The organism is Anaerocolumna sedimenticola, assembly GCF_009931695.1.
Lineage (GTDB): Bacteria > Bacillota > Clostridia > Lachnospirales > Lachnospiraceae > Anaerocolumna > Anaerocolumna sedimenticola.
The window spans coordinates 4,521,844-4,548,326 of the sequence record NZ_CP048000.1 but is presented as its reverse complement, the minus strand read 5'-3'; the positions used below and the strand labels follow the sequence as shown (position 1 = coordinate 4,548,326).

The following is a 26,483-nucleotide window of genomic DNA, read 5'->3' as shown; positions in this document are numbered from 1 at the left end:
GGAGGATGTATGGAAGATTATATTTTACAGGTTAAAAACCTGAAAACTTATTTTAAGCTGGATACCGGTATGTTAAAAGCAGTGGATGATGTTACTTTTAACTTGAAGCGAAATGAAACAATCGGAATTATAGGAGAAAGCGGTTGCGGAAAAAGTGTGACGGCACATTCCATTTTAAGAACTGTCCAGAACCCCGGAAAAGTTCTAGGAGGAGAAATCCTTTATAACGGCGGAGTAAACGGTACCATCAATCTGGTAAATTATGCACCTGACAGTAAGGAAATGAGAAAGTTAAGAGGGAATGATATTTCCATGATTTTTCAGGAACCTATGGCGAGTCTGGCTCCGGTTTACACCATAGGGGAACAGATGATGGAAGCTGTTATGGTACACCAGATTAAAAAAGATAAAAAAGCAGCGAAAGAAATCTGCCTTTCCATGCTAAAAGAAGTAAGTATGCCCAATCCGGAACAAAGATTCAACAGTTATCCCCATGAACTTTCCGGAGGAATGTGCCAGAGGGCAATGATAGCTATGGCATTAGTGAATAAACCGAAGATACTGATCGCTGATGAACCGACAACAGCCCTTGACGTAACGGTACAGGCACAAATCACGGATTTAATGAAAAAATTTCAGTCCGAATTTAATATGTCAATTATTTATATTACCCATGACATGGGTGTTATAGCGGAAATGGCCGATAAAATTGCAGTCATGTATCTGGGCAGGGTCGTTGAAAGCGGAAGTGTAATGGATGTATTTAAAGATCCGATTCATCCTTATACGAAGAATTTATTAAAATCCATGCCGGTTTTGGGAAATAAAACAAAAGATCGGTTAAACGCCATAAGGGGGAATGTTCCGGTGCCCTTAGATCCACCGGATGAATGTGGATTTAAAACAAGGTGTGATGAGATATGTGAAAAGTGTAAAAATGAAATCCCATCCTTAACAGAAGTGGGAAACGGTCATTTCGTGAGATGCTTTAAATACAATACGGAGGTGCGGTAATGGAGGGAAAAGAACCTTTGCTTCAAATAAAACAACTGAAAAAACATTTTCCCATTGAAGCAGGTATCATGAAGAAGCAGGTCGGTTTAGTGAAAGCGGTGGATGACGTTACACTTACCATACATAAAAACGAAGTATTAGGTGTTGTGGGTGAATCGGGCTGCGGTAAAACCACCTTGGGAAGAACCATACTCCGGATTGTGGAACCGACTTCCGGGAAAGTAATTTATCATTTTGATGATAGGCAGATTAATTTTACAGCTCTGGATAAGAAAGAGCTGCGATTTATGAGAAGATATGTCCAGATGATTTTTCAGAATCCTTACACATCTTTAAATCCAAGGATGACAGTATTTGATATCGTTGCAGAGCCTATGGTATTGGCGAAAACCTTTAAACAGAGTGATATTACGGACAGGGTACGGGAGCTGATTACGAAAGTTGGCTTGGAAGAGAAGCATTTAAACCGTTATCCTCATGCGTTTTCCGGCGGACAAAGGCAGAGGATCGGTATAGCCAGGGCACTGTCCCTGCAGCCTAAATTTGTAATAGCCGATGAAGCAGTTTCGGCACTGGATGTCTCCATACAAGCCCAGATATTAAACCTCTTACAAGACTTGCAGGAAGAATTCGGCCTTACTTATATGTTCATTGCCCATAATTTAAGCGTGGTGGAACATATATCCGACAGGGTATGTGTGATGTACCTGGGCAGGGTGGTTGAGATCGCTGAAACGGAAGAGCTATTCTACCATCCGCTGCATCCCTACACGGAAGCACTGTTGTCTGCCATACCGGTTTCGGACCCTACAGTAAAAAGCGAAAGGATTATGCTGCCCGGTGAAATCGGTAATGCGGCGAAACTTCCCACTGGTTGCAGTTTCCATCCACGATGCAGGTATGCGAAAGAATGCTGCAAAAAAGAGTATCCACCTCTAAAGGAAGTCGGTGCAGGACACCTGGCAGCCTGTCATTTTGCAAAAGATTTAAGTTTGTCTGGTATAAAAGAACTAAAATTAAATAATAAAAAAATAAGATAAGTGTGAAAGATATTTCAAACCTTTCGCTCATAAAGTTTGTGTCTAAAGTAATCCCCGGCACAAGCTTCAGATGTGCAAATAACGTGCGCAGGAATGGAGGATAATATGAAACAATCGGTTGAAATGAATGTAAAAGCAGAGGAAGTTACAGGGGAACAGGAACATTACTGGAGGTATATTGGTTATGATGAATGTAACTATACCTATATCCCCGAGGGTAAGGAATTGCTGAAAAAGTTTGGAGACCTTAAGGATTCCCCTTATTATTTCCGTACTCATTTTATGTTCTGTACGGGAAATTGCCATGGTACTTATAAGTTCGGCTCTACCAATATATATACGGAGGATGAAGACGGAAATCCGGTTTTTGATTTTACTTTTTATGACAAAATTATTGATGCTTATCTGGAAACAGGAAATAAACCATTTGTTGAACTCGGGTTTATGCCAATGGATCTGGTCGATAAGAATTATCTGAATCCCGTAGACGGAAGCTGGCAGGCTTATAATCAATACAAAGAGGTGGGCTGGACCTGTCCGCCGAAAGATTATGATAAATGGCATCTTTTGATTGAAGAAACCATAAAGCATTTAGCCAGTAAATATAGTATGGAAGAAGTAAATACCTGGTATTTTGAACTCTGGAATGAACCTGACATCTTTTATTGGAACGGAAATCCGGGAGAGTACTGTAAATTATTTGACTATACGGAACATGCATTTCATGCAGTTCTTCCCGAAGCCAGATTATCCGGCCCGGCAGTAACCGGTATTTTTGAAGACGGGCATGCAAAGAAGTTTTTCCGGTTTTTCCTGGAGCATTGCAGAAGCGGTGCCAACTACTATACAAACCAAAAGGGTACCAGGTTGGATTTCATTACTTTCCATGTAAAAGGCGGTGGATTCCCGTTTAAGATCCGCGCTAAAAAAGCCGTGCCCTCGGTAGAAAGTCTGGTTCATCAGGTAAAATAAGCCTTGATATAATTAAGGAATACGGATATGAAGACAGGGAAGTGGTTCTATCCGAAGCCGACCCGGACGGCTGGGCGGCAGGAGGTGTTTATGACAATGCCAACATGATATTCAGGAATACGGAATATTATGCTACCTATGTAGTGTCAACCTATACCAAAATTGATGAATTGAGCCGCAGGTATAAGATAAAAGTAAGACCCCTTGCGTGGGCATTTATGTTCCCGGGAGAGCGCTGTTTTGAAGGAACACGAACCTTTACAACCCAGGGCATTAATAAGGCCGTATTTAATATGTTTAAGATACTGGGACAATTAGGACACGAAAGATTGAACCTTGAATACAATCAGGCGTTAAAGAGGGGATATGAAGAAGAACCGGATATCGGGAATCCTGTACAAAGCCAATATACAGCAGAAGAGGAAATAACGGATATTTCAGGGTTTGCAGTGAAAGGCAGTAATGGTGAAACACAAATTGTAATATACAGCCATAATAATGACAGGGATAAACAAGAGGTGATCAAAGTTAATCTTAAGGTATCAGGACTTAAAGGTAAAAAAGAAGTAACGGTATCCCACTATAGAATTGATGAAGAACATTCCAATGCGTATGCCGAGTGGATACGCCAGGGTTCACCCATGTATCCGGATGAGTTGCAATACAAGGCAATCAAAGCCAGAGATGATCTTGAAAAATTGACGGATGATTATATAGCAGTGGTAACGGATGGTCAGGTTACGGTATCCTTTGACTTAACTGCCCATTCCGTATCCTACTTAGTAGTGAAATAGGTTAAAATAATAAGCCAAAGGGCGGAAAGGAATAGTATGAAAAAAGATCTTTCAAATAAAACATTGGGAATCATCCATGCTTCCCACATTACAATTGGAGCCATGGAACCTTATATACAAAAGTATATACCGGAAGTCAATATCATGCACCTATGTGATGATACGATCCAAAGGGATAATATTCGTGCAGGGGTAGGAGTAATACCAAAAGTAAATTATTTTAAATTTACTCAATATGCACATAATCTGGAAGAAGCTGGGGTTAATCTGATCCTGTTAGCCTGTTCCACTTTTAACTATGCCGCAGAACTGGGAAGACCCTTGGTTAATGTACCGATTGCGCAAATTGACAGGCCTATGATGGAGACAGCTGTAAAACAAGGAAAAAAAATCGGTTTATTAGCCACCCTGGCGACAACAATTCCTTCCTCGGAAAGATTGCTTCAGATTGCAGCAAAAGAAGCAGGAAAGGAGATTGAATTTAAAACCGTATTATGCAGTGAAGCGTTTGAAGAGCTTTCAAAAGGCCATGTAGAGGTACATAATGAGATTTTATTGGAGGCAATTAATCGGCTGTCGGAAGAAACAGAGTGTATTGTTATGGCACAGTTATCAATGTCAGCATTGGCACCCTTGCTTACCAATACGAAAGTGCCGGTATTTAACAGTGGGGATACCGGATTTGAAAGTGTACGCCAGATACTTGAAAGAATGGAAACTCATTGAAACTAGAACGTATAAATTGTCTGCGAAATATAACGCATATTTTTCCATAAGTTAATATGTTAAGAAAAATTTGTGACAATCCCAAGAAAATAGGAGGTAGTATGAAATACGGCTGCTGTGTAAATATGTTTGGAAATAAAATGGATCCTGTCGGTATGAATTACATCGGATATTTAGCGGAAAGCGGTTATGATTATGTTGAATTACCACTCGCGCAAATCATGGAATTACCTACGGAGAAGTTCGAACAGCTTAAAGAGACATTAAAAAAATATAATATGAACTGTGAGTGCTGCAATAACTTTTTCCCAGCTTCAGTCCGGCTTACCGGAGAAAATACATCTCTGAATGTAATAGAAGACTATATTAGAAATGCCTGCTCCCGCGCTGCGGAATTAGGTGTTAAAGTTATCGTTTTCGGCAGTGCGGGAGCAAAAAATGTTCCGGAGGGATTTCCGGAAGAAAAGGCATTCCAGCAGATTGTAGAAGTATTAAAAATCGCTGATCAACATGCCTCTTATGAGGGGATTCAAATAGCAATCGAACCGCTGAACCGAATGGAAAGTAATATTATTGTGAATCTATCGGATGGAAAAAAATTAATGCAGGCAGTAAATGCTTCTAATATTAAATTACTGGTTGACTATTATCATTTCACAGTTGAAAAAGAAAGTCTGGACACAATAATAGAAAACGGACCTGATATTATCCATGTTCATTTTGCAGAGCCTGAAGGGCGGATCTTTCCTAGTGGCATATTGAATGAATACAGAAACTTTTTCGCTGCTTTAAATAACGTCGGATATGATTCTAGAGTTAGTATTGAGGCCAATTCGAAGCAGGTCAGAAAAGATATAGGAAACGGATTAGCGATTATGAAAAACTGCATAGAAAACTAAAATGTATAATAGCCGTCCTAACTTTTACGAAAGTCAGAACGGCTATTGTTATGCATGTCATTTCTGAAAAGTGTTATTATGGCTACATGTATGATTAGCTGAGGTAAAGCCACGAAGACGAACATCCTCTTCAAGTTTTAATAAAACTTCTTCATTTGTCATAGAAATGACCTCCTTTAAAATAATAGGAAGCTTATTTTAAAGGTTTACCTTATGTAAATAAAGTGATAAAATAAAAAGGAAAGAATTACCTGAAACAAGAGAACCACTGCGCTAACAGTTTAGTACATGTGGGAAAATGCGAACTATCAATTATGTAATAGGAGGTAGGTATGGATATTATAATTCACCCGGTTACTGAAAACCAAGCTGAAGCATTATGGCAACTAATGTATGCTCTCGACTTTGAAACAAAATATATGATGTACGAGCCAGGTGAACGATCAAAAGATATTGAACGGGTAAAAGATGTCATTCATGAAGCCGTCTATGGAGATAATCTCTTGTTAATAGCTGAAAATAAAGGTGAATTGATCGGGTATCTTTCAGCAGAAAGAGGCAAGTGTAAAAGGATACATCATTCAGCGTATATCGTCGTAGGAATCCGTACTGCATATCAGAACTATGGGATTGGTTCAAAGTTTTTTGTTGAATTGGATAACTGGGCAAAGAAGAATCAAATTACCCGGCTTGAACTAACAGTTATGTGCCAAAATGAGGTTGCAAAACATCTATATGAGAAAAGAGGATTTGTTATTGAAGGGGTAAAGAAACAATCCATCATTATAGACGATGAGTATATCGATGAGTATTACATGTCTAAGCTCTTTTAGGTTATGAGAAAAATAATTTGAAATTAGTAAATCCCAAGTTACAGAGTGGAATTGATTCGTAATTGTTAGTATTATCAACAAACTATGAGAAAGGTAAATTGAGATGAGTTTTCATATCAGGGTTAGTACACGAGGTATTGTCATATCTCAAAAGTTCGATTAGTTCGAATTGATAAAACAAGTTTTATTAACATTTGGTATAAAAACTGTTTATGAAGAAGTCTGTTATTCCAGAAATGTTTATGAGACAAAAACAGCTGATAAAAAGAAAGCTTATGTGTATCTTCAAAACGATATGAAATCAAGTTGACATATAAAAAATCTCATGATAAGATAGATACATACAAATGTATCTATCGAGGTGATGATATGGCACGAAACAAATATCCGGAAATAACACGCGCACGAATTTTAGAGGCAGCCCAAAAGTTGTTTATGGAAAAAGGATGGGAAGAAACAACCGTACAAGATATTGTTGATGAATTGGCTGATGTGACAAGAGGGGCCTTTTATCATCATTTTCAATCAAAGGACGACATCATTGATGCTGTAACAACACAGATGTTCAGTGGTGATGTTGCATCTTTGATTGAGGAAAATGCAAACCTTAATGTAAATGGCCTTAATAAACTTCGTAATCTTCTCGCAGCTTCCCTCATCAATGAAGGACAACTGCAATTTGTAAAAATAGCTCCATCTGTTTTGCAAAGTCCTATATTTATAGGGAAACAGATAAAAGATTGTGTAAAGTCGATTGCTCCGCATATCTGTGAGTGTATTGAGGAAGGCAATCAGGATGGATCGGTGAATGTTGATAATCCCAAACAAGCCGCTGAAACTTTTATTTTACTTGCTAACCTTTGGCTGAATCCGATTACATTCACTGTTACAAAAGAAGAATATAGGAATAAAATCAGCCATGTTAAATCATTGTTCCATGGTATTGGCTTACCTGTTATCAACGATGAACTGTTCGGTTTATTTGAAAAATACTATGACTATGTAGTACAAAACGGCTAATTATAATAGGCTGCCAATTTAGGCAGTTTATTATTAGCAATATACATACATATATATGTATCTAAATTGGAGGTAGAATAATGAACGAAACGGCAGTAACAATCAGAGGTTTAACAAAAGCCTTCGGAGGGCGTGAAGTCATCCGAAACTGTTCGATGACAGTTGAAAAAGGCTCTATTTATGGTTTTATGGGAAAAAATGGGGCAGGAAAAACGACAGTGTTCAAAATTCTTTTAGGGTTGCTTCAACCTACTGCGGGTGCGGCAACTGTTTTGGGTATGGATAGCGTAAAACAAAATCTTGATATTCTAAAGCGGACAGGCAGCTTGATTGAAACACCTATTTTTTATGAACATTTATCTGCAACTGAAAATCTGCAAATCCATCTTGATTATATGGGTATAACAAATTCCGATATTATTGGAACACTTGAAATGGTGGGATTGCCAAAGGTTGGAGCACAGCCTGTTTCAACTTTTTCTCTCGGTATGCGGCAGCGCTTGGCAATTGCCCGCGCCCTTATACATAAACCGGAGCTTTTGATTTTAGATGAGCCTGTAAATGGGCTTGACCCTGTTGGAATTAGGGAAATGAGGGAACTGTTATGCAATCTTGTAAAAGAACGAGAAATCACCATTTTACTATCAAGCCATATCCTCTCGGAAATAGAGCAGACCGCAAATCGGATTGGTGTAATTGTAAATGGCACAGTCGTGCAGGAAGTTATCCCTCAAGAAATACGTAAGAGATACGCAGGAGGTTTAGAAGAGTACTTTATGACGATCACGAAAGGAGGAAATGAGAATGAATAGATTGATTGTTCTTGAACTGAAACGAAACGGCTTGAAATCCTATCATCTTGCGGTAGTCATTATTACAGGTGTTATGCTTAGTTTTTTGTATCTGTTAGCCATTATACCAAAGATTGACCCCACAGAGACAGATTTGAATATGATCATGACTTATAACAACTTGATTAATTTAAACAATATCCTCTGCATGGTTATTTTCACAATATTTTCCTCAGTCATGTTCTCAAAGTTTGTTGTAGAAGAATACGCAGGGAAAAGAGCGATGCTTTTATTTTCCTATCCGGTTGACCGCAAAAAAATCTTGGAAGCAAAGATATTTATGGTGTTTTTCTATACAGTGGGTGCAATGCTTTTATGCGGATCAATAGTATTGGGTGTTTTCTTTACGACAGAAAGCTATTTCCCAATATGTGCGGACCAATTGAGTATAAAGACAGTTTTCGGTGGTTTCCTTTCTCTATTATGTTATTCCTTACTGGCCGGAGTATGGGGCATTGTCGCCTTGTATTTTGGGTTTGGGAAACAATCCGTCTCAGTAACAATTATCGCTGCTATAATTATTTCCACCGTCATGTGTCAAATGCTGGCTATTGCAATGAATATTATAGGAGGAATTGCTTTTCTGGCAATAGGTACTATTGTAGCAGGAATCACATTAAGCAATCTAAGAAAAAGAGTTATGAATATGGAGGTATAACTTAAATGACAGAACAGGGATTTGAACAGTCAGTGGAGAACTTCGCAGATTGGGCATGGCAATACGAGCTTCTTATTGGTGGAGTCATATTTATTATTTTGCTCATCGCAGGCTTTGCATTATTAAAAAAGAAAAAGAAAAACGCAGGATACATTTGTTTGGGAATTAGTTTACTCGTACTTATTTCCGATGTCATTAAAGCGTTGCTCCGAGTTTCCTAATTACTTTATCAGGGGGATTAACCTATGACACAAAAATTATTCACGAAAAACTATACACTTCTTGTTATGGGGCAAGTTAGTTCTCTTTTCGGAAATTATATCTTAAAGTTTGCTCTTTCTATGTATGTGCTGGAGTTGACAGGTTCAGCGGCGATATACGCAAGCATTTTAGCGCTTGCTACTATTCCTACTATTTTGCTTTCTCCATTAGGGGGTATCCTTGCGGATAGAGTAAATAGAAGAAATATCATGGTGACATTGGATGCTCTGTCCGCCCTATGCGTTTTATGTGCCGCTCTCATGTTTTCCGACAGTACTGACATTACAGTAATTGGTGTACTGCTTGTTTTATTATCCGTTTTAGGAGCATTTGAATCGCCAACTGTGCAAGCCTGTATTCCACAAATGCAAACCGGGGATAACATCATTAAGGGCAATGCAGTTGTCAATCAAATAGCCGCGGTATCTGCTTTGATCGCCCCGATACTTGGTAGTGTTCTTTATGTCACCTTTGGGTTAAAACCTGTCATGGCTGCAAGTGTTATATGTTTTTTTATTACAGCACTATTTGAGTGGTATATAAAACTGCCAAACATACCATCTGATAAACGGATAGGTGTTGTGTCAATTATTAAAAATGATTTTTTGTTGGGCATGAGATTTATCTGTAAAGAGCAATCAGAGATTTTTAAAATGCTGCTTTTAATAGCGCTGATCAATTTTTTTGTAATAGGTACTGCTGTGGTGGGATTACCCTATATTGTGCAGACTATTCTTGGTTTAAATGCGGAATATTACGGAGCGGCAGAAAGTGCGTTAGGCTTTGCTGCAATTCTCGGAAGTATTGCCGCCGAATTATTAACAAAAAAATTAAGCACATATCATTTATCAATTACCCTTGTGGTACTGGGAGTATTTTTAATTCCTGCCGGCGGCGTTTTTCTTGCTCCAACAAGTAGGATTACAAAATACGCCATCAACATCACAGCTTTTTGCTGTATGCAGTTTGCGGCTTGTATTTTTTCAATTTTTTCTCTTTCTCTTATACAACAAAAGACACCAGATCATCTGATTGGAAAAGTTATGGCTTTTGTATCCACCATTACAATATGTGCGCAACCACTGGGTCAAATAGTTTACGGAATTCTATTTGACAGATTCGGTAATGCGGTTTACCTTATCTTAATTCCAACCGGAGTAATGATTTTTATAATTGGATTGCTAGTGACGAGGTTTTTCAGGAAATTAGATAGCAAATCGTTGTTAGTAGAATAAATCATAAATAGTAAAATAACAGAAAATCATGGTCGCCGTTTCCTTTCGGAAAAAGTATTGCGGAGGGCGTGAGAATCACGTCAATTTTTAGATAACGGATTAGCTATTATGAAAAACTGCATAGAAAACTAATATGTATAATAGCCGTCCTAACTTTTACGAAAGTCAGAACGGCTATTGTTATGCATGTCATTTCTGAAAAGTGTTATTATGGCTACATGTATTTATAATAGCGAAAGGGTCACTTATGCTATATACATAACACCACCTCATTCGCAAGACAATCCCGAAACCGGAAGAAACACGCTTTGCGAATTTCTTCGGTTCGCGTGCGCGTTCGAATTATTGCAAGCAAGCTTGCTAATTCTCACTTTGCTTTCGCGTAAATTAATTAAAAAAACCACTCAAAATGAGTGGCATTAATTTAAGATAGGTTGTAATTTTTCTCCTACAATATCTGCTTATATTTAATAAGCTGGAAAAGGGATTCGAACCCTCGACTTCCTCATTACGAGTGAGGTACTCTACCGACTGAGTTATTCCAGCAAAATCATAAAAAAATCGAGGTGACGGGATTCGAACCCACGGCCTCTGCGTCCCGAACGCAGCGCTCTACCAATCTGAGCCACACCTCGTTAAAAATATATTGATATGTACTAAAGCTTGCCAAACTATTATCCTACTTTTAATGAAAAATGTCAAGATAAAATTATAATTTTTTAAATCTTTTTAATTATTACAATAATTCAAAAAGATTGTACGGAAGGATAAAATAACGGAAGATGCCTTTAGAGGTTTAGATGTTACAAAAACATTAAATTTATTTAAAAAAAATATTAAGGCATAAAAAATAATGTGAATATATATACAATAATTTAATATATTAACGTTGTAATTTAAAAAAGAAGTAGTATTAATGCACAATAAAGAAGTTGTAACAATAGAATAAGTTTAATTAGTTTGTATCCTGCGGGATTTTGTTCGTACAGGGAAGACAAAAAAATAAATTTTTATTAATTTAAGACATATTCTTGTAAGTATATTCATAGAAAATATATAATTATATAAATAATTGGAAAAGTTAGGGTGGCTTGACATTTATAGGCAAGGATACTATAATACAGGTAATAATTCTGGAAGATATTTCTTATTGCTTTGAACAAGTCAAAGTTTTGAGGAACTTTTTCTAAGAATGATAATCATTTATTATAAGATAAAGCGATGAGGCCAGTAGACATGCCGGGAGAGTGTAAATGACAGCGTGTCGAAAGTCTTTTTCATTATCTGTGCTAAATGATTTAGGTTTCTGGATATGCAAAAATAAAAAAATGGAGGTTAATTATGAAAAAGAAAGTTCTATCAATTCTTCTTGTTCTGTGTATGGTGTTTTCTTTAAATGCCTGCGGCAAAAATAAAGATACTGCTGACACGGCAAACGAAGCTGAAACTACTGGCAATGCAGGTAAAGCTGCTGATTCTGCGGAGGTACCTGATAAGGTTGTTGCTACCGGTACATATGATACATTAGTTATAGGTACAGATCCATTAAATGGAGTATTTAATGAAATGTTTTCATTTAGTGCATTTGATAAAGAAGTAACAGATCTTATATTTTCACCAGTTTCCTGGCTGGATCCACAGGGGGCATTAATTGATAATGCAGGACATGTGGAAGCAAAAGAAATTACGGCTGCAGACGGACACACTCAGATTGAATATACCGTTTCCATAAAACCCGACATGAAATTTTCCGATGGGGAACCCGTTACAATAGATGATGTTCTTTTTTGGTATTATGTAACATCAGACCCTACTTATGATGGTTCATCTACTTTTTCAACGCTTGATATTGTAGGTTTGAAAGATTACTACTATGATACACCGAATTATTCTGCTCAGCTTGACAAAATTACAAAAGAAGTAGAAGCAAAATATTCACTTGATAAAATTTCAGAAGAAGATTACAAAGCATATTTAAGAGATACGAAACTTGATGGCTGGTGGGAAGGCATAGACAGCTACGACTGGGTTACCTATCTTAAGGGCGAAGGTTATGACCCTACCGGTATTGAGAAAGACGAAGAAAAACTCTTTGAAATGCTTGTTGATTGCGAATATACAAAATATAAAGACGGCTATGATCCTCAATCCTATTATCAGCATAAATTAGAGGGACAATACATAAAAGGAAATTTGGAAGATGGTATTGATGTTCAGGAAATCTCCGGTATAAAAAAAGTTGATGATTATACCTGTACCGTTTTATTTGATTCACCAAATATCTCCGGAGACAAACAGGTTGCCTGGATTCCGATTATTCCGAAACATTATTATGGAGCAGATTTCACCAAAGGTAATCTGGATGGAATAAAAGCATTTAATGGTACTCCTTTAGGCTGCGGCCCATATAAGTTTGTAAGTTATCAGGATAATATTGTTACCTTAGAAGCAAATACCCTGTTCTGGGGTGAAACACCTAAGATTCCTACCATTAAGTTCCAGGTGGTATCTGAAGATGATAAGGTTGATTCGGTTATTAACGGTGATATCGATATTGCCGTTCCATCTGCTTCAAAGGAAGTTGTTGATCAGGTTGAATCAGCCGGAATGGCGTATTCTTTAGTGGATAATCCTGGTTATGGTTACATAGCTATTAATGCAGAGAAAATTCCTGATATTAATGTACGTAAAGGTATTATGTATTTAATGAATAGAAAACCCGCAGTTGAGTCCTATTACGGAGAATTAGCACAGGTTATCGAAAGACCTATGACACCTACTGTTGCAGAATACCCTCGTGATGCAAAGGAAGTTTATGGTTATGATCCGGATAAAGCATTAGAGTATTTAACAAAGGCAGGTTATGCAAAAGATGCAAGCGGCAAATTTGTTAAAAATGGTGAACCGTTAAAAATTACTATTGGTATCGCCGGTGACGGTACAATGAATCATCCTTCTGCTCCGATCTTAACCCAGATGGCGAATGATTTGAAATCCATGGGTGCAGAATTAATAATTCAGGATATTGATTCTTCAACTTTATTTGATTTAATCGATGCCGGAGAATTAGATATGTGGGTTGCAGCATGGGGAAATGCTGCCGACTGTGACTTAACCCAGATGTTCGGAAGTAAAGGTAATGATAATGATGTTCATCTTTACAGTGATGAAATCGATAAGCTGCAAGCAGAGATTCTTAAAACGGTAGATTTTGATGCAAGATGTAAACTTGTTGCACAGGAACTTGATCTTATAATGGATGCTGCAGTATATATGCCGGTATACCAGAGAAAAAATATGGAAATATACAATACAACTACCATTAAGGCAGATACTCTTCCAAAAGAAACAACAACATATTGGAATTATGCAAAAGAAATTAACAAGCTTGAGTTGAATTAACTATTATAAATCAATATATTAATTTATTGATAAACAGTCCATATCCCACCTAAATAGGTGGATATGGACTGTTATGAGGGATTATTAATTTGATAAGATGATAATTAAATTAAGTAAAATCAATGAATCATGTTGTTGGTTAGCCGCACAGCTGAGAAAATATATCCATGTTTTACCAGCTGTGCTGCCAACGATAGTATAATGAAAGGGAAGAGAATATTATGAAACAGTACATTATTAGACGTTTATTCGTTAGTATTATCGTATTGTTTGGCGTATCAATCATGTTGTATTTACTCGGACGTCTGACTCCCGGAGATTATGTTGCCAATATTACGGCAGGTAACCCAAACATTACGAAAGAAATGCAAGACAGGATGCGTGAAGTTTATGGGCTGGATAAAGGAATTGTTGAAGGGTATCTAAGTTGGCTTTGGGATGCAATAAGAGGTGATTTTGGAACATCCTTCCTATATCAGAAGCCGGTAACCGAAATTATTATGAGGTACATACCAATTACTTTTTCTTTAGCTTTCAGTGCAATGATCTTTGAAATCCTTTTGGCGATTCCTTTTGGCATTATTGCAGCCAGAAAGCAATATTCAAGGACAGACTACATAATTGTTGCCATAGCAATAATAGGTATATCCTTACCATCTTTCTTTTTTGCCGCCATATTAAAACGTGTTTTTGCAGTTGGACTTGGTGTTCTTCCATTATCCGGCATGGTAAACGCAAGAGCAGGTTATACAGGCTGGGCAAGAATTGCCGATATTGCCAAACACTTAGTTCTGCCGGTTACTGTATTTGTAGTTACCGGAGTGGGTAGTTTATTAAGATATGTCCGTACGAATATGTTAGAAGTATTAAGTGCAGATTACGTCAGAACTGCCAGGGCAAAAGGCGTACCGGAATATAAAGTTATTGGAAAACATGCTTTTAGAAATACATTAATACCAATCGTAACAATGTTAGGAATTATGATCCCGGGTTTGTTTTCCGGTGCAGTTATAACAGAGGGGATATTTTCCCTGGAAGGGCTTGGAAACATAGCCATAAAAGCAGTACAATCCGGTGATATCCCCTATCTAATGGGATTTAATATGTTTATTGCAATTTTAACAATAATAGGTACTTTAATATCGGATATATTATATGCGGTGGTTGATCCCCGTGTAAGATATAGTTAGGGAGGAGGTTTGTCATGGAAGATATCAGATTAAAAAATGAGCAGGAACAGGATGAATTTGAACAAAACCAGGTAATCATGACTCCGGGACAAATGGTTGTAAAACGCTTTTTCCGAAATAAGCTGGCAGGATTCGGTATGGGAATTGTTATATTTATGATTCTTTTCTGTTTCGTCGGTCCGTTTTTTTCTCCCTATGGTGAATATGAGATATTTTATATTAACAAACAAACTGGGGAAGAAATTAATATGAATGACCCAAGAATTAAAGAAGCGGGTGTTAATTTAAATATTAAAGCACCTATTTCAGCCACTCATTTATTGGGTACTGATGCTGACGGTAGGGATGTTTTAACCCGTATCATGTATGGCGGCCGTATTTCATTAACAGTTGGTATATGTGTTGTTATTGTAGAATTATTAGTAGGTGTTACATTAGGCGGAATTGCAGGATATTACGGTGGCAAGATTGATATGATAATCATGCGTCTGGTAGAAATATTCTATTGCATACCCTTTATACCTCTTATGTTGGTAATTTCCGCCATTTTAGTTGGATATGGTATTTCACCACGGTATAAAATCTTTTATATTATGGTTGTATTGGGTATTTTAAATTGGGCAGGTGTAGCTAGAATGGTCCGCGGTCAGATTTTATCCTTACGTGAAATGGAATATATGCAGGCTGCGGAAGCTACCGGTATTCGTACCTATAAAAAAATATTTAAACATTTGGTACCAAATGTTATGCCGATTATTATTATTATGGCAACTATGGACATTGGCGGTACGATTCTGACGGAATCGGTTATCAGTTACCTGGGTGTTGGTATTTCCTTCCCATATGCATCCTGGGGTAATATGGTTAATACCGTAACAAACTCTATTATTCTTAAAAATTATTTAAATATTTGGATGCCTCCGGGAATTTGTATCTTATTGACAGTTTTAGCTTTCAACTTTATTGGTGACGGGCTTCGTGATGCTTTCGATCCCAAAATGAAAAGGTAGGTGAAAATAGGTGGCTGACGATAAGAATTCAAAAAGAGAAAGATTTAGAGAAATCAAAAAATTAAATAATAAAATGTATAAATTGTATACCAAGGAAAGTAAAAGGAAAAATATACCGGAATCGGAATATTTAACTGCGATGAGAGATCCGTCTAATATAATTGAATTTGATAATTTGCAAACCTATTTTTATACGGATGCCGGAACGGTAAAAGCAGTGGATGGAGTTTCGTTTGATATACCCATGGGTAAAACAATCGGTGTTGTTGGTGAATCCGGTTGTGGTAAATCTGTTACCAGTCTTTCGTTAATGCGTTTATTGCAAGGACCGCAAGGCCAGATTACGGGAGGCCAGATTCGCTATAATCAATTAAATAAAAAACGCGCTGTTGATATCACCAAGTTACCTATAAAAGAGATGCAGAAAATCCGCGGGAATGAAATTGCTATGATTTTTCAGGAACCAATGACAACTTTAAATCCTGTTTTCACAATCGGTAACCAGTTAGATGAATGTATCATGTTACATAACCCAAAGATGGACAAAAAGAAGTAAAATCCCGTTCGGTTGAAATGCTTAAATTAGTGGGTATTGCCAGGGCTGAGGGTATCTATGATTCTTATCCCACGAATTATCCGGTGGTATGAGGCAGAGAGTAGTAATTGCTATGGCACTTTCCTGTAATCCCGGTTTAATTATAGCTGACGAGCCAACTACAGCTCTTGATGTTACCATCCAGGCTCAGATCCTGGATTTATTACGTGATTTAAAGAATAAAATTAATGCTTCTATTATGTTAATTACCCACGATTTAGGGGTTGTTGCAGAAATGGCAGATTATGTGGTTGTTATGTATGCCGGACGTATTGTGGAACAGGGTACGGCGGATGAGATATTCAACAAACCCAAACATCCCTATACCATAGGGTTAATGAAATCAAAACCGGTGCTAAATGGAGCAGTGGAAAGACTTTATTCCATTCCTGGTAATGTTCCTAACCCTATTAACCTACCGCCTCACTGCTATTTTAAAAATCGCTGTGAGAAATGTATGGAAATTTGTAATGGTGCGTATCCGGAATTAATCAGTGTTACACCTACCCATAAAGTAAGCTGTTATTTACATAAGAAATCTGCAATAACAATAGAGAAGATAGGGGGGGAAAAATAATGAATAATGAGAATATTCTTGAAATCCATAACCTTGTGAAACATTTTCCTATCAAATCGGGTGTATTGCAGCGAACTATAGGCCATGTTAAGGCTGTAGACGGGGTTAGTTTCAATATTAAAAGAGGGGAAACCTTTGGTTTAGTAGGAGAATCCGGCTGCGGAAAAACTACAATCGGACGTACAATCTTAAGATTAACAGAACCTACTGGTGGTGAAGCAATCATCAACGGTGTAGATATATTTAAAATGAAAAGGAGTAATTTACGGCCATTACGCCCCAAAATTCAGATGATTTTCCAGGATCCTTATTCATCCCTGGATCCCCGTATGCCGGTAGGTGAAATTATTGGTGAAGCCGTGCGGGAACATAATATTGTTCCTAAGAGTGATTACCGTGACTATATTATTAAAGTAATGAAAGATTGTGGGTTAAGGCCATATTATATTGACCGGTATCCTCATGAATTCTCAGGCGGGCAGCGCCAGCGTATCTGTATCGCCCGTGCTCTTGCACTGAATCCGGACTTAATTGTTGCCGATGAGCCGGTATCTGCTTTAGATGTATCAATTCAGGCACAGGTAATAAATCTGATGAAAGATTTACAGAGGGAGAGAGGACTTACTTACCTTTTCATTTCCCATGATTTATCCGTGGTTGAGCATATCTCAGATAATGTGGGAGTTATGTATCTTGGCAGTCTGGTGGAAATGGCACCGAAGAAAGAGATTTTCCGCACTCCAATGCATCCATATACCAAAGCATTACTAAGTGCGGTTCCCATACCAAATCCAAATATTAAGATGAACCGTACAATTTTGGAGGGAGATATCCCATCCCCGGCTAATCCGCCATCCGGATGCAAATTCCATACCCGGTGTCCCCATGCAATGGAAATCTGCAAAACGCAGGCACCTAAATTTAAGGACTATGGTAAAAATCACAAAGCAGCCTGTCACTTATTTGATCAGAATTAATATAAGCGCTGCCAAATAACTAAAATTAGCATTACCAATTAATAGGGCTGTTGCATGTAGTATTTTATTCCCAGAGTACAATGAATACAAAATCATTATTCAGCTCTGGCGGTAACATACCAACTTGCAACAGCCCTGTCATTATTTATTTTTATAATAGAAGATAGCGATTTGTGTTCGATCTCTTAAGGAAAGTTTCTCTAAAATCAAACTGATATAGTTACGGACGGTACCCTCGCTTAAGTATAAAAGTTCGGATATTTCCTTGTTTGAAAGCCCGTCTGCAATTTTACATATAATCTCATATTCTTTATCGGTTATACCATAGGAAGAATAATTGGCAGCGGGATTGGATTGATGTAATAAATTCGGGAGCTTTGTAATGATTTCGTTTCCATATACATTCTGTCCTTTATATACAGCATGCAGAGCAGGAATAATACTGTCAAAGTCCTGTTTCAGCATATATCCTTTTGCTCCGATATTTAAAGCTTTAATAATATAATCATCATCCAGAAAGGTTGTAAGGTAGAGTATTTTCGCATCTTTATGCTTCTTTAGGATAATCTCTCCGGCATCTAAACCTGTCATCTGATCCATTCTTATATCCATAAGCAAAATGTCAGGATTAAATTCATCATATAACCGAATACCCTCCATACCGTTGTTTCCGGTACCAATTACAGTGATATCTTTATCGGAATCTAATATGATTTTTAAAGAAGAACAAACTAATTTATCATCATCTACAATTAAAACATTCATATTCGTCACCCATTGCATACCACAGTCTGTGATATTGCCACAAATAAAAGAAGTGAAAGAATTACATTGTGGCTCCTTTTTTACTATATTTTCTTTCACTTTTTATTCTCTTGTTTTTGCCATTCACTTTATGCTTATATAAAATTATAATAATTTTTGTTTTGGTATGGTTATAAATATTTTAAAGCCTTTATCAAGAGTAATATTAATATTTCCTTGAAAGCTTTTTACACGGTCAGTAATATTTTGTATTCCAATACCATCATAATAGATTTGATTTTCTATCAGTTTACTTAATTTTGCCTGTTTTGTTCATCCATTGTTCCATTGTCTAAAATGATCAGCTGATACATGGCAGGATGTTCCCGGAGGCAGATGGATACTTTGGTAGCGTTGGAATGTTTAATAATATTTGCCAAAGCTTCTTTTACAATAGCAATAAACGAGTATTTTAATTTAATATCCGGATTTGACTTTATATCATATTCAAAACTGATATTACAGAAAGTAAATTCTTTGACCAAGGCATCAATATTGGTATATAAATCAATGGATTCATCGTGTAAGTTATGGATACTGCTTCTGATACTATCCATTCCTCCGGATATGGATTCCTTTAAAGCAGTTAACCCATCCCTTGTGGTTTCCTCCTTAGAGATGGTAAGAAGAGCTCCTATCTGCAATAAAGAACGGGAAAGCAGGTGTCCGATATTATCATGTATTTCTTTGGAAATACGGTTTCTTTCATTTAACGTAGCAACATTAATTTCATAATCCTGGTTCTCCAGAATACTTTGATTTTTCTGTTCCTGTAATAGGGCTAATTCTTTGGAGCTATCCCTCTGTTCGTTGTATTCAGCCTGCAGCCTTGCATAGGATAAGGATTTATATTTAATTACCCAGCTAAAGATAAAAAAAACAAAACAAAAAATGACTATTCTTAAATTAAAATGATGAAAATTTATGAATAAGGGAAACAAACCCAAAAAGGAAAGTATCTGATAATCGTATAAAGCAATATCATAAATGATTAAAGGTAAAAAAACAAAGCAATCGGGTATCAATTGACAGCAGGCTATATAGATAAGAAAAAACCCAAGCTTAAGCCTCCTGTCATCTAAATAAGTACTCAGGCAGGAGAACAATACTGCGATAATAATCGGTACAATTGCAAATTCGGAATCAACTTCTAACATATATAATGCAAAACAGCAAAGAAATAGAAGTATTTTATCATGAATTTCAAACATGAAGTCCTCCGCCAGTTTTTTAATAATTATAAACATAATATCAAAATTTACTTGATAAATCAACAATTACATTTGTCATAAATTCTTATGACGTTCTTCACTATAAAGGGAAAATATGATAAGCTATAGTATACATAGAATGAAAAATCTGGTTTAAATTAAAGTAACAGAGTGACTGACCGTCACATTAGTTTAATGAGATAGTGGGAGGAAAGCGCATGATTGTTGAAGTAAAAAACTTGGTTAAAAGATATAATAAATTAGTTGCATTAGACCATTTGAACTTAGCAGTGGAAGAGGGAGAAATCTATGGATTGTTAGGTCCCAATGGTTCCGGTAAAACTACTGCTATAAATTGCATGTTATCCCTGTTAAAATATGATAAAGGAAGTATAGAGATATTTGGAAAACCCATGAGACCGGATGCTTATGATATCAAGAAGGATATTGGTATCATTATGCAAAATGTAGCTGTTTTTGATGAGCTGACGGTTTATGAAAATATTTCTTATTTCTGCAGCTTATATATAAAAGATAAAAAAGAAGTAAAAAGACTTACGGAGGAAGCAATTGATTTTGTTTCTTTACAGGATTTTACTAAGTTTATGCCGAAAAAATTAAGCGGAGGACTTTTGCGCAGATTGAATATTGCTTGTGGAATTGCTCATAAACCGAAGCTTATTATATTAGATGAACCGACGGTTGCGGTTGACCCCCAGAGCAGGAATAAGATCCTTATGGGTATTAAGAAACTGAATGAAAACGGAGCCACAATTATATATACATCCCATTATATGGAGGAAGTGGAACAGCTTTGCAGCAGGATTTCCATTATTGATAAAGGAAAAGTCATAGCTACCGGTACGAAAGACGAATTAAAAAATATGATATCTCTGGGTGAAAAGATTACAGTGGAAGCTTATAACTTAAGGGAGGAACAGCTGGATGAAATGCTGCATATCCCTAATATTTCCCATGTTGATTATACTGAAAACCAATTAGTTATCAGATCGAAAAAAGGAAAAAATAATTTAATCCATGTTCTTGACTATTTACAAAGGCACGAAATTACATTCGGGAAAATTTATACGGAAATGCCGACTTTAAATGATGTTTTTCTGGAGATAACAGGGAAAGATCTCAGAGATTAAACTTATTTAGTTATTTATTAGAAGGGAGAAAGTCCATGGCTTTTTATTTATACAGAACCAGGATTAAATGTTTATGCAGAAGTTATGAAACAATCTTTTGGTCATTTGGTTTTCCAATATTATTATCTTTATTCTTTTATATGGGGTTTAATAATTTAGCCAGTCATGAAAATATAAAGACAATTCCTGTTGCAATAGTAAAAGAATCCAATGCAGATGTGGAATTTATAAAAACAATAATAAACGCTCACATAAGTAATGATAAAAATCTCTTTATGGTGGAATTTCAATCCTTGGAAAATGCCAAGGTTATGCTTCGGGATAATAAGATTGCCGGTTACATTGTACTGAATAATAAACCGGCCCTGTATTTTAAGAATAACGGATTAGAACAATCCATTCTTAAATTGTTGACTGACAATTATCTTCAAATGAGCAGTACGGCGAAACATATATCTGATTTAACCCCAAAAGCCATAAATGATAATTTTTATAAGAGTATAACTGCTTATAAGGATTATATTGTTGACAACCGTGATGAAGAAAGAAATCCTGACTACACTCTTATCTATTTTTATACTTTAATTGCATTAGCCTGTATGTTTGGTACGAATTGGGGGTTTCGCGAAATGGTGGATATTCAGGCAGATCAATCAGCAGTTGGTACCAGAATAAATATAACACCTGTCCATAAGATGAAACTTTTGTTATGTAATATTTTGGCAGCGTTCACTCTTCATTATCTCAGTATTTTATTTTTATTAACATTCCTGAATAAAGTATTACAAATAGATTTCGGTCATCGGATTGGAATGATATTACTAACCGGTGCATTTGGGTCCTTATGTGGCATTTCTCTTGGTGCTATGGTATGTGTATTTGTCAAAGCAAATGTAAAGGTAAGAGGTGCTATATTAAATGCTATAGTTTTGGGAGGGGGGTTTTATCCGGAATGATAATTGTTAATATGAAATATATAATAGCTACCAGATTACCTATGCTTCAGTTTATTAATCCTTCCAGCCTGATAACGGATTCCTTTTACTGTTTGTACTATTATGACGGTTATGACAGATTATTTAGAAATCTGTATATGCTTGGTATTCTAACTGTAATATTCGGCTTAATCACATATTTTGAAGTCAGGAGGCGGGAATATGCAAGTATTTAATCTTTATTTTAAACTTTTAAAAAGTGTAGCACCTGCTTTAATTATTTATGCAGTTATATTTGTAATCTTAATTTTTATCATCTCTACGGATCAGGCTCAAAATATAACGCATTTTGAAGAAACGAAAATCGATACGGCTTTGGTAAATTATGATGAAGACAGTATTTTTTCAAAAAATCTAATCAATTATTTATCTAATTATTGTAATTTTAAAGATTATGGCGATGATGAAGACAATCTGGCGGATGCCTTATTTTTCCGCCAGGTAGAATATATCCTTACGATACCATATGATTTCGGGGAAGATTTTTATTACGGTAAAGATGTCGCAGTAGAGAAAAGAGCCATTCCGGATGGTGTATACAATTCATCCGTTGATCATGCAATTAATAATTATTTAAATACAGCCAGAAACTACCTTAGAAACCTTCCGAATATTTCAGAAGAAGAGTTAGTATCCTATGTAAATCAGGATATGCAGGAAAAAACAGAAGTAACAATAGCGAATTTTGAAAAACAAGATAATAATTTTAGTTTTTATAATAGATATTTTAACACCGCTTCCTATATCATATTAAGCAGCTGTCTGATAGGGGTTGGTATGATCATGCTGACCTTTCATAACGTGCATATTTTAAGGAGAAACATGGTAACACCCATGACGCATAAAGATATGAATTTACAGCTTATTGGAGGAAATCTGATCTTTGTGTTAACCCATGACATATTGTTTGCCCTGTTTGGTTTTATTATAAATGATGATAAGAGTGTAACCGGTAATCTTATATTATTTTGGCTTAATATGATCGTATATTCCATCAGCGCTTTAAGCATCAGTTATTTTATGGCAGTCGTAATTAAAAATAAGCAGGTAAATGATATTATGGCCTATGTATTACCTTTGGGTTTTAGTTTTATCAGCGGGGCTTTTATTCCGCAATTTATTTTAGGTGATTCCGTGCTTAAGCTGGCCAGTTTTACACCTGTTTACTGGTTTGTCAAAGGAAATGACACAATCGCATTATTAACTGATTTTAACGGGAATTTTTTAAGTAAAATATATGCTTATATGTTAATACAGGTCGGATTCGCTGCAGCGATATTTTCATTATCCCTGGTAGTTAGTAAAAACAGAAAATTGAATAATTAGAGCAAACAAATGTTCTTTTTACCTTGATTTATTTGCCGGATGGTGTTACAATAAAACAAACAAATGTTTGTAAAGTGAGTGAAAACTATGAGTGTGATAATTCAAGAGAATATGTCAATACAAAAAAAATTAGAGATATTATCTGATGCGGCAAAGTATGATGTTGCTTGTACTTCCAGCGGTGTTGACCGGAATGGTACGAGTGGTGCTATGGGTAATTCGGTGGCTTGCGGCATCTGTCATACTTTTTCAGCAGATGGAAGATGTATTTCTTTATTAAAGATATTATTTACCAACGAATGTATTTTTGACTGCAAGTATTGTCTTAACCGTTCCTCCAATGATATTGTAAGGGCTTCATTTACTCCGGAGGAAGTGTGTACCTTAACAATGGAATTCTATCGCAGGAATTATATCGAGGGTTTATTTTTAAGTTCCGGTGTTTTGATGACTCCCAATTACACTATGGAATTATTATGTAATACGTTAAAGATGTTACGGGAAGTGCATCGCTTTAACGGATATATACATTGTAAGGCAGTACCCGGTGCAGATCCCTCCCTAATCGAGATGACCGGATGGTATGCAGACCGTATGAGTGTAAATCTGGAATTACCCACGGCAGACGGGTTAAGGAACCTTGCGCCTCATAAAAGCCGTAAGAATATATTAAGGCCAATGAAGCAGATTCAGCTTGGAAGAAATGAATCACTGGGAATTCATTCTTATAACCGGCTGCCGGCTGACAGAAATCAAAGGAGAATTTCAATAAATAATGAGATTAATACATCGGGGATTTTACATGGTGAGGATGTTACGGATAGGAATACGATACTGGCCAATACGAATTCATCTGTTTTGGGTCTGGTGAACCGCCCTAAAACCAACAGGGGGTTTGTGCCGGCCGGACAGAGCACACAGATGATTATAGGAGCAACACCTGAGAACGATTATCAGATTATATCCGTGGCGGAAGCATTATATCAGAAGTTTGATTTAAGACGTGTTTTTTATTCTGCCTATGTTAAAGTTAACGAGGATAGTTCATTGCCGGCATTACCCGGAGGTCCGCCCTTATTAAGAGAACACCGGTTATACCAGGCTGACTGGTTACTCAGGTTTTATGGTTTTCGGGCTTCGGAACTGTTGTCTGAGGCAAGGCCTAATTTTAATATATTAATGGATCCAAGTGCAATTGGGCTTTAGGACATTTAGAGCAATTCCCTGTGGAAGTTAATAAAGCAGATTATTATACCTTACTTAGAGTACCGGGTATCGGTGTTAAATCAGCCGAACGAATCGTAAAAGCAAGGCGGAATTGTAATCTGCGTTTTGAAGATTTGAAAAAAATCGGAGTCGTTTTAAAACGAGCATTATATTTTATTACCTGCAGCGGTAAGATGATGTATCCAATAAAGATTGAGGAGAATTATATTACGAATCAGTTAATCAGTATCAAAGAAAGACTTCCGTTGGGGATTGATGGTAGTAACCTTTACAGGCAGATATCCTTATTTGATGACGTTAGTTTTAATTCAGTTAATAATTCAGGTTTTAGGAGCTTATCTTTATGAATAAAAAAATATTTTTATGTTACGATAGTATTGAGGGTATATTTACAGCTATCTATGATGCCTGGAGCAGTAGATATGGACATGATAATATTCGGATACAGGTACAGAATCCGGACGAATCCAATTATAATATGGAACTTTTTACCGAATATATTTATATCAAGGATAGCGCAGAAAAAGCAGAAAAAGTAGCAAAAGCAATTAAGGAAAAAATTTCGCTGGAAGCTTTCGACATGGTTTGTCATTCTGTATTTTCAGACGATTTGCAAAAAGGAGATAAGATTTACCGGTTTCTGATATTAGGGTTTACCATGGGGTCTAAAGTAGTAAGCTGTTTAAGTAAGGATGCTGTTTTAAATATTTTTAATTTAAATCGTAATGTATTTAATGAATCACATCACTTTCTTGGTTTTCTCCGCTTTAAGGAAATAGAAAATCATATTTTATTATCCAAAATAAATCCTAAAAATGATATATTGCGGCTTATTGCACCGCATTTTTCAGATCGTCTTAATACGGAAAATTTTGTAATATATGATGAAAGAAGAAAAACAGCGGTGATACATCGGAGCGGTTTTTCCTGGGTTTATGTTTCAGGTAATGATTTTGATCTGGACAAGTTTGAGGAACTATCTGAACGGGAAGAAGAATTCCAGTTACTTTGGAAAACATTTTTTGATTCTATTGCAATAGAGGAACGTAAAAATGATAAACTACAAAAAAATAATCTGCCTTTGCGATTTCGAAGTAATATGTTGGAATTTAAAGATGCGCCGGATGTAAAGTGAAAAACTGCCTTTATCAAAGCAACTTCTGATAAGTAATATTATTCATAAATTAAAATGCATAATTACATGAATCAGTGGGATACTAAATCCGTAAAATTAAATATTATTAGGAGGAGTATCCATGAAAAAAAGATTATATTTGTTAATGGCGGTATGCTGCCTGACATTTCTAACTTTTACTGCTTGTACTGGAACAGGTAATGGCAGCAACAACTCTGCAACAACGGATCAAAACACAACAAATGGCATCGGAAATACAACCGATAATACTGGCGGAACCGGAAACACAACAGGTACAGGTACAATAAATGATAATAATGGTACTACCGGCGGAACCGGAACAACCAATGGCACAACTGATACAACCGGCGGAACCGGTGGAGTAAATAACGGTACAACAGGTGTTGGTGGTGCCGGTAACAATACCAATGATACTATCAATAAAGCTGGCGATACTACAAATACTAATACCACTAATACCACAGACTAAAATTATTAATATTTTATGAAAGAATTAAAAAACGAGCAGAAGAAGATTTCTACTCGTTTTTATTTTAAAGTTTTAAGCTTGGGCTTTATT

The 26,483-nt window shown here is 36.4% G+C and carries 26 protein-coding genes, 2 tRNA genes and 1 pseudogene; 25 read left to right on the top strand and 4 right to left on the bottom strand.

Annotated elements, in window-relative coordinates; all coding sequences use genetic code 11:
- Positions 1-9 precede the first annotated feature (9 nt).
- The 12 genes from Ana3638_RS20240 (at position 10) to Ana3638_RS20185 (ending at position 10,303) form a co-directional block, all read left to right on the top strand.
- Complete coding sequence (locus Ana3638_RS20240; RefSeq protein WP_161839648.1) at positions 10-1,014, top strand: ABC transporter ATP-binding protein; 1,005 nt, start codon at positions 10-12, stop codon at positions 1,012-1,014.
- Positions 1,014-2,054: an ABC transporter ATP-binding protein gene (locus Ana3638_RS20235; RefSeq protein ID WP_161839647.1), complete on the top strand. Its 1,041-nt coding sequence runs from the start codon at positions 1,014-1,016 to the stop codon at positions 2,052-2,054. Before Ana3638_RS20240 ends, Ana3638_RS20235 begins: the two co-directional genes overlap by 1 nt.
- 105 nt (positions 2,055-2,159) lie before the next feature.
- Positions 2,160-3,026: a GH39 family glycosyl hydrolase gene (locus tag Ana3638_RS25830; protein ID WP_161839646.1), complete on the top strand. Its 867-nt coding sequence runs from the start codon at positions 2,160-2,162 to the stop codon at positions 3,024-3,026.
- Positions 3,027-3,067: 41 nt separating this feature from the next.
- Positions 3,068-3,820 carry a GH39 family glycosyl hydrolase gene (locus tag Ana3638_RS25825; protein ID WP_161839645.1) on the top strand — a complete coding sequence of 251 codons (753 nt, stop codon included), beginning with the start codon at positions 3,068-3,070 and terminating at the stop codon, positions 3,818-3,820.
- A gap of 36 nt (positions 3,821-3,856) precedes the next feature.
- Positions 3,857-4,546, top strand: a complete 690-nt coding sequence (locus Ana3638_RS20220) for an aspartate/glutamate racemase family protein (RefSeq protein WP_161839644.1) — start codon at positions 3,857-3,859, stop codon at positions 4,544-4,546.
- 101 nt (positions 4,547-4,647) lie between these two features.
- Positions 4,648-5,445 (top strand): sugar phosphate isomerase/epimerase family protein, encoded by a 798-nt coding sequence (locus Ana3638_RS20215; RefSeq protein WP_161839643.1) that lies wholly within the window; start codon positions 4,648-4,650, stop codon positions 5,443-5,445.
- A gap of 332 nt (positions 5,446-5,777) precedes the next feature.
- Positions 5,778-6,278 (top strand): GNAT family N-acetyltransferase, encoded by a 501-nt coding sequence (locus Ana3638_RS20210; protein ID WP_161839642.1) that lies wholly within the window; start codon positions 5,778-5,780, stop codon positions 6,276-6,278.
- A gap of 369 nt (positions 6,279-6,647) precedes the next feature.
- A complete protein-coding gene (locus tag Ana3638_RS20205; RefSeq protein WP_161839641.1) occupies positions 6,648-7,298 on the top strand; it encodes a TetR/AcrR family transcriptional regulator in 651 nt (216 codons plus the stop codon).
- An 80-nt stretch (positions 7,299-7,378) separates the two neighbouring features.
- On the top strand, positions 7,379-8,110 hold the full coding sequence (locus Ana3638_RS20200; protein ID WP_161839640.1) for an ABC transporter ATP-binding protein: 732 nt from the start codon (positions 7,379-7,381) through the stop codon (positions 8,108-8,110).
- Positions 8,103-8,807 (top strand): hypothetical protein, encoded by a 705-nt coding sequence (locus tag Ana3638_RS20195; protein ID WP_161839639.1) that lies wholly within the window; start codon positions 8,103-8,105, stop codon positions 8,805-8,807. Before Ana3638_RS20200 ends, Ana3638_RS20195 begins: the two co-directional genes overlap by 8 nt.
- Before the next feature lie 5 nt (positions 8,808-8,812).
- The gene (locus Ana3638_RS20190; protein WP_161839638.1) at positions 8,813-9,028 is read left to right on the top strand and encodes an LPXTG cell wall anchor domain-containing protein; all 216 of its coding nucleotides are present in this window, start codon (positions 8,813-8,815) and stop codon (positions 9,026-9,028) included.
- A 24-nt stretch (positions 9,029-9,052) separates the two neighbouring features.
- Positions 9,053-10,303 carry an MFS transporter gene (locus tag Ana3638_RS20185; RefSeq protein ID WP_161839637.1) on the top strand — a complete coding sequence of 417 codons (1,251 nt, stop codon included), beginning with the start codon at positions 9,053-9,055 and terminating at the stop codon, positions 10,301-10,303.
- Between the two features lie 473 nt (positions 10,304-10,776).
- Here Ana3638_RS20185 and Ana3638_RS20180 read toward each other — a convergent pair.
- Positions 10,777-10,849 (bottom strand) — tRNA-Thr (locus tag Ana3638_RS20180).
- A gap of 15 nt (positions 10,850-10,864) precedes the next feature.
- Positions 10,865-10,938: transfer RNA gene (locus Ana3638_RS20175), tRNA-Pro, on the bottom strand.
- 706 nt (positions 10,939-11,644) lie between these two features.
- Between Ana3638_RS20175 and Ana3638_RS20170 the strand changes: the two genes are divergently transcribed.
- The 5 genes and pseudogenes from Ana3638_RS20170 to Ana3638_RS20150 all read left to right on the top strand — a co-directional run bounded on the left by Ana3638_RS20170 (position 11,645) and on the right by Ana3638_RS20150 (position 18,054).
- On the top strand, positions 11,645-13,705 hold the full coding sequence (locus Ana3638_RS20170; RefSeq protein WP_161839636.1) for an ABC transporter substrate-binding protein: 2,061 nt from the start codon (positions 11,645-11,647) through the stop codon (positions 13,703-13,705).
- Between the two features lie 221 nt (positions 13,706-13,926).
- Complete coding sequence (locus Ana3638_RS20165) at positions 13,927-14,895, top strand: ABC transporter permease (protein ID WP_161839635.1); 969 nt, start codon at positions 13,927-13,929, stop codon at positions 14,893-14,895.
- A 14-nt stretch (positions 14,896-14,909) separates the two neighbouring features.
- Positions 14,910-15,905, top strand: coding sequence for an ABC transporter permease (locus tag Ana3638_RS20160; RefSeq protein ID WP_161839634.1), 996 nt, complete (start codon positions 14,910-14,912; stop codon positions 15,903-15,905).
- Positions 15,906-15,915: 10 nt separating this feature from the next.
- Positions 15,916-17,077: pseudogene (locus Ana3638_RS26915) on the top strand (ABC transporter ATP-binding protein).
- The gene (locus tag Ana3638_RS20150; protein ID WP_161839633.1) at positions 17,077-18,054 is read left to right on the top strand and encodes an ABC transporter ATP-binding protein; all 978 of its coding nucleotides are present in this window, start codon (positions 17,077-17,079) and stop codon (positions 18,052-18,054) included. The pseudogene Ana3638_RS26915 and the gene Ana3638_RS20150 overlap by 1 nt, the downstream one beginning before the upstream one ends.
- A 141-nt stretch (positions 18,055-18,195) precedes the next feature.
- On the opposite strand, the gene Ana3638_RS20145 is transcribed toward Ana3638_RS20150, so the two are convergent.
- Positions 18,196-18,819, bottom strand: coding sequence for a response regulator (locus Ana3638_RS20145; RefSeq protein WP_161839632.1), 624 nt, complete (start codon positions 18,817-18,819; stop codon positions 18,196-18,198).
- A gap of 293 nt (positions 18,820-19,112) precedes the next feature.
- Positions 19,113-20,069, bottom strand: coding sequence for a sensor histidine kinase (locus Ana3638_RS20140; protein ID WP_161839631.1), 957 nt, complete (start codon positions 20,067-20,069; stop codon positions 19,113-19,115).
- Positions 20,070-20,287: 218 nt separating this feature from the next.
- On the opposite strand from Ana3638_RS20140, the gene Ana3638_RS20135 reads away from it, so the two are divergent.
- The 8 genes from Ana3638_RS20135 (at position 20,288) to Ana3638_RS20105 (ending at position 26,393) form a co-directional block, all read left to right on the top strand.
- A complete protein-coding gene (locus tag Ana3638_RS20135; protein WP_161839630.1) occupies positions 20,288-21,220 on the top strand; it encodes an ABC transporter ATP-binding protein in 933 nt (310 codons plus the stop codon).
- A 35-nt stretch (positions 21,221-21,255) separates the two neighbouring features.
- A complete protein-coding gene (locus tag Ana3638_RS20130) occupies positions 21,256-22,176 on the top strand; it encodes an ABC transporter permease (protein WP_161839629.1) in 921 nt (306 codons plus the stop codon).
- On the top strand, positions 22,173-22,391 hold the full coding sequence (locus tag Ana3638_RS20125; protein ID WP_161839628.1) for a hypothetical protein: 219 nt from the start codon (positions 22,173-22,175) through the stop codon (positions 22,389-22,391). The genes Ana3638_RS20130 and Ana3638_RS20125 overlap by 4 nt, the downstream gene beginning before the upstream one ends.
- Positions 22,378-23,541 (top strand): ABC transporter permease, encoded by a 1,164-nt coding sequence (locus Ana3638_RS20120; protein ID WP_161839627.1) that lies wholly within the window; start codon positions 22,378-22,380, stop codon positions 23,539-23,541. Before Ana3638_RS20125 ends, Ana3638_RS20120 begins: the two co-directional genes overlap by 14 nt.
- An 87-nt stretch (positions 23,542-23,628) precedes the next feature.
- Complete coding sequence (locus Ana3638_RS20115) at positions 23,629-24,747, top strand: putative DNA modification/repair radical SAM protein (protein WP_246240422.1); 1,119 nt, start codon at positions 23,629-23,631, stop codon at positions 24,745-24,747.
- A gap of 20 nt (positions 24,748-24,767) precedes the next feature.
- On the top strand, positions 24,768-25,115 hold the full coding sequence (locus Ana3638_RS25405; RefSeq protein ID WP_246240419.1) for a hypothetical protein: 348 nt from the start codon (positions 24,768-24,770) through the stop codon (positions 25,113-25,115).
- Positions 25,112-25,903, top strand: coding sequence for a TIGR03915 family putative DNA repair protein (locus Ana3638_RS20110; RefSeq protein WP_161839626.1), 792 nt, complete (start codon positions 25,112-25,114; stop codon positions 25,901-25,903). The genes Ana3638_RS25405 and Ana3638_RS20110 overlap by 4 nt, the downstream gene beginning before the upstream one ends.
- Before the next feature lie 121 nt (positions 25,904-26,024).
- Positions 26,025-26,393: a hypothetical protein gene (locus tag Ana3638_RS20105; protein WP_161839625.1), complete on the top strand. Its 369-nt coding sequence runs from the start codon at positions 26,025-26,027 to the stop codon at positions 26,391-26,393.
- Positions 26,394-26,483: the final 90 nt, after the last annotated feature.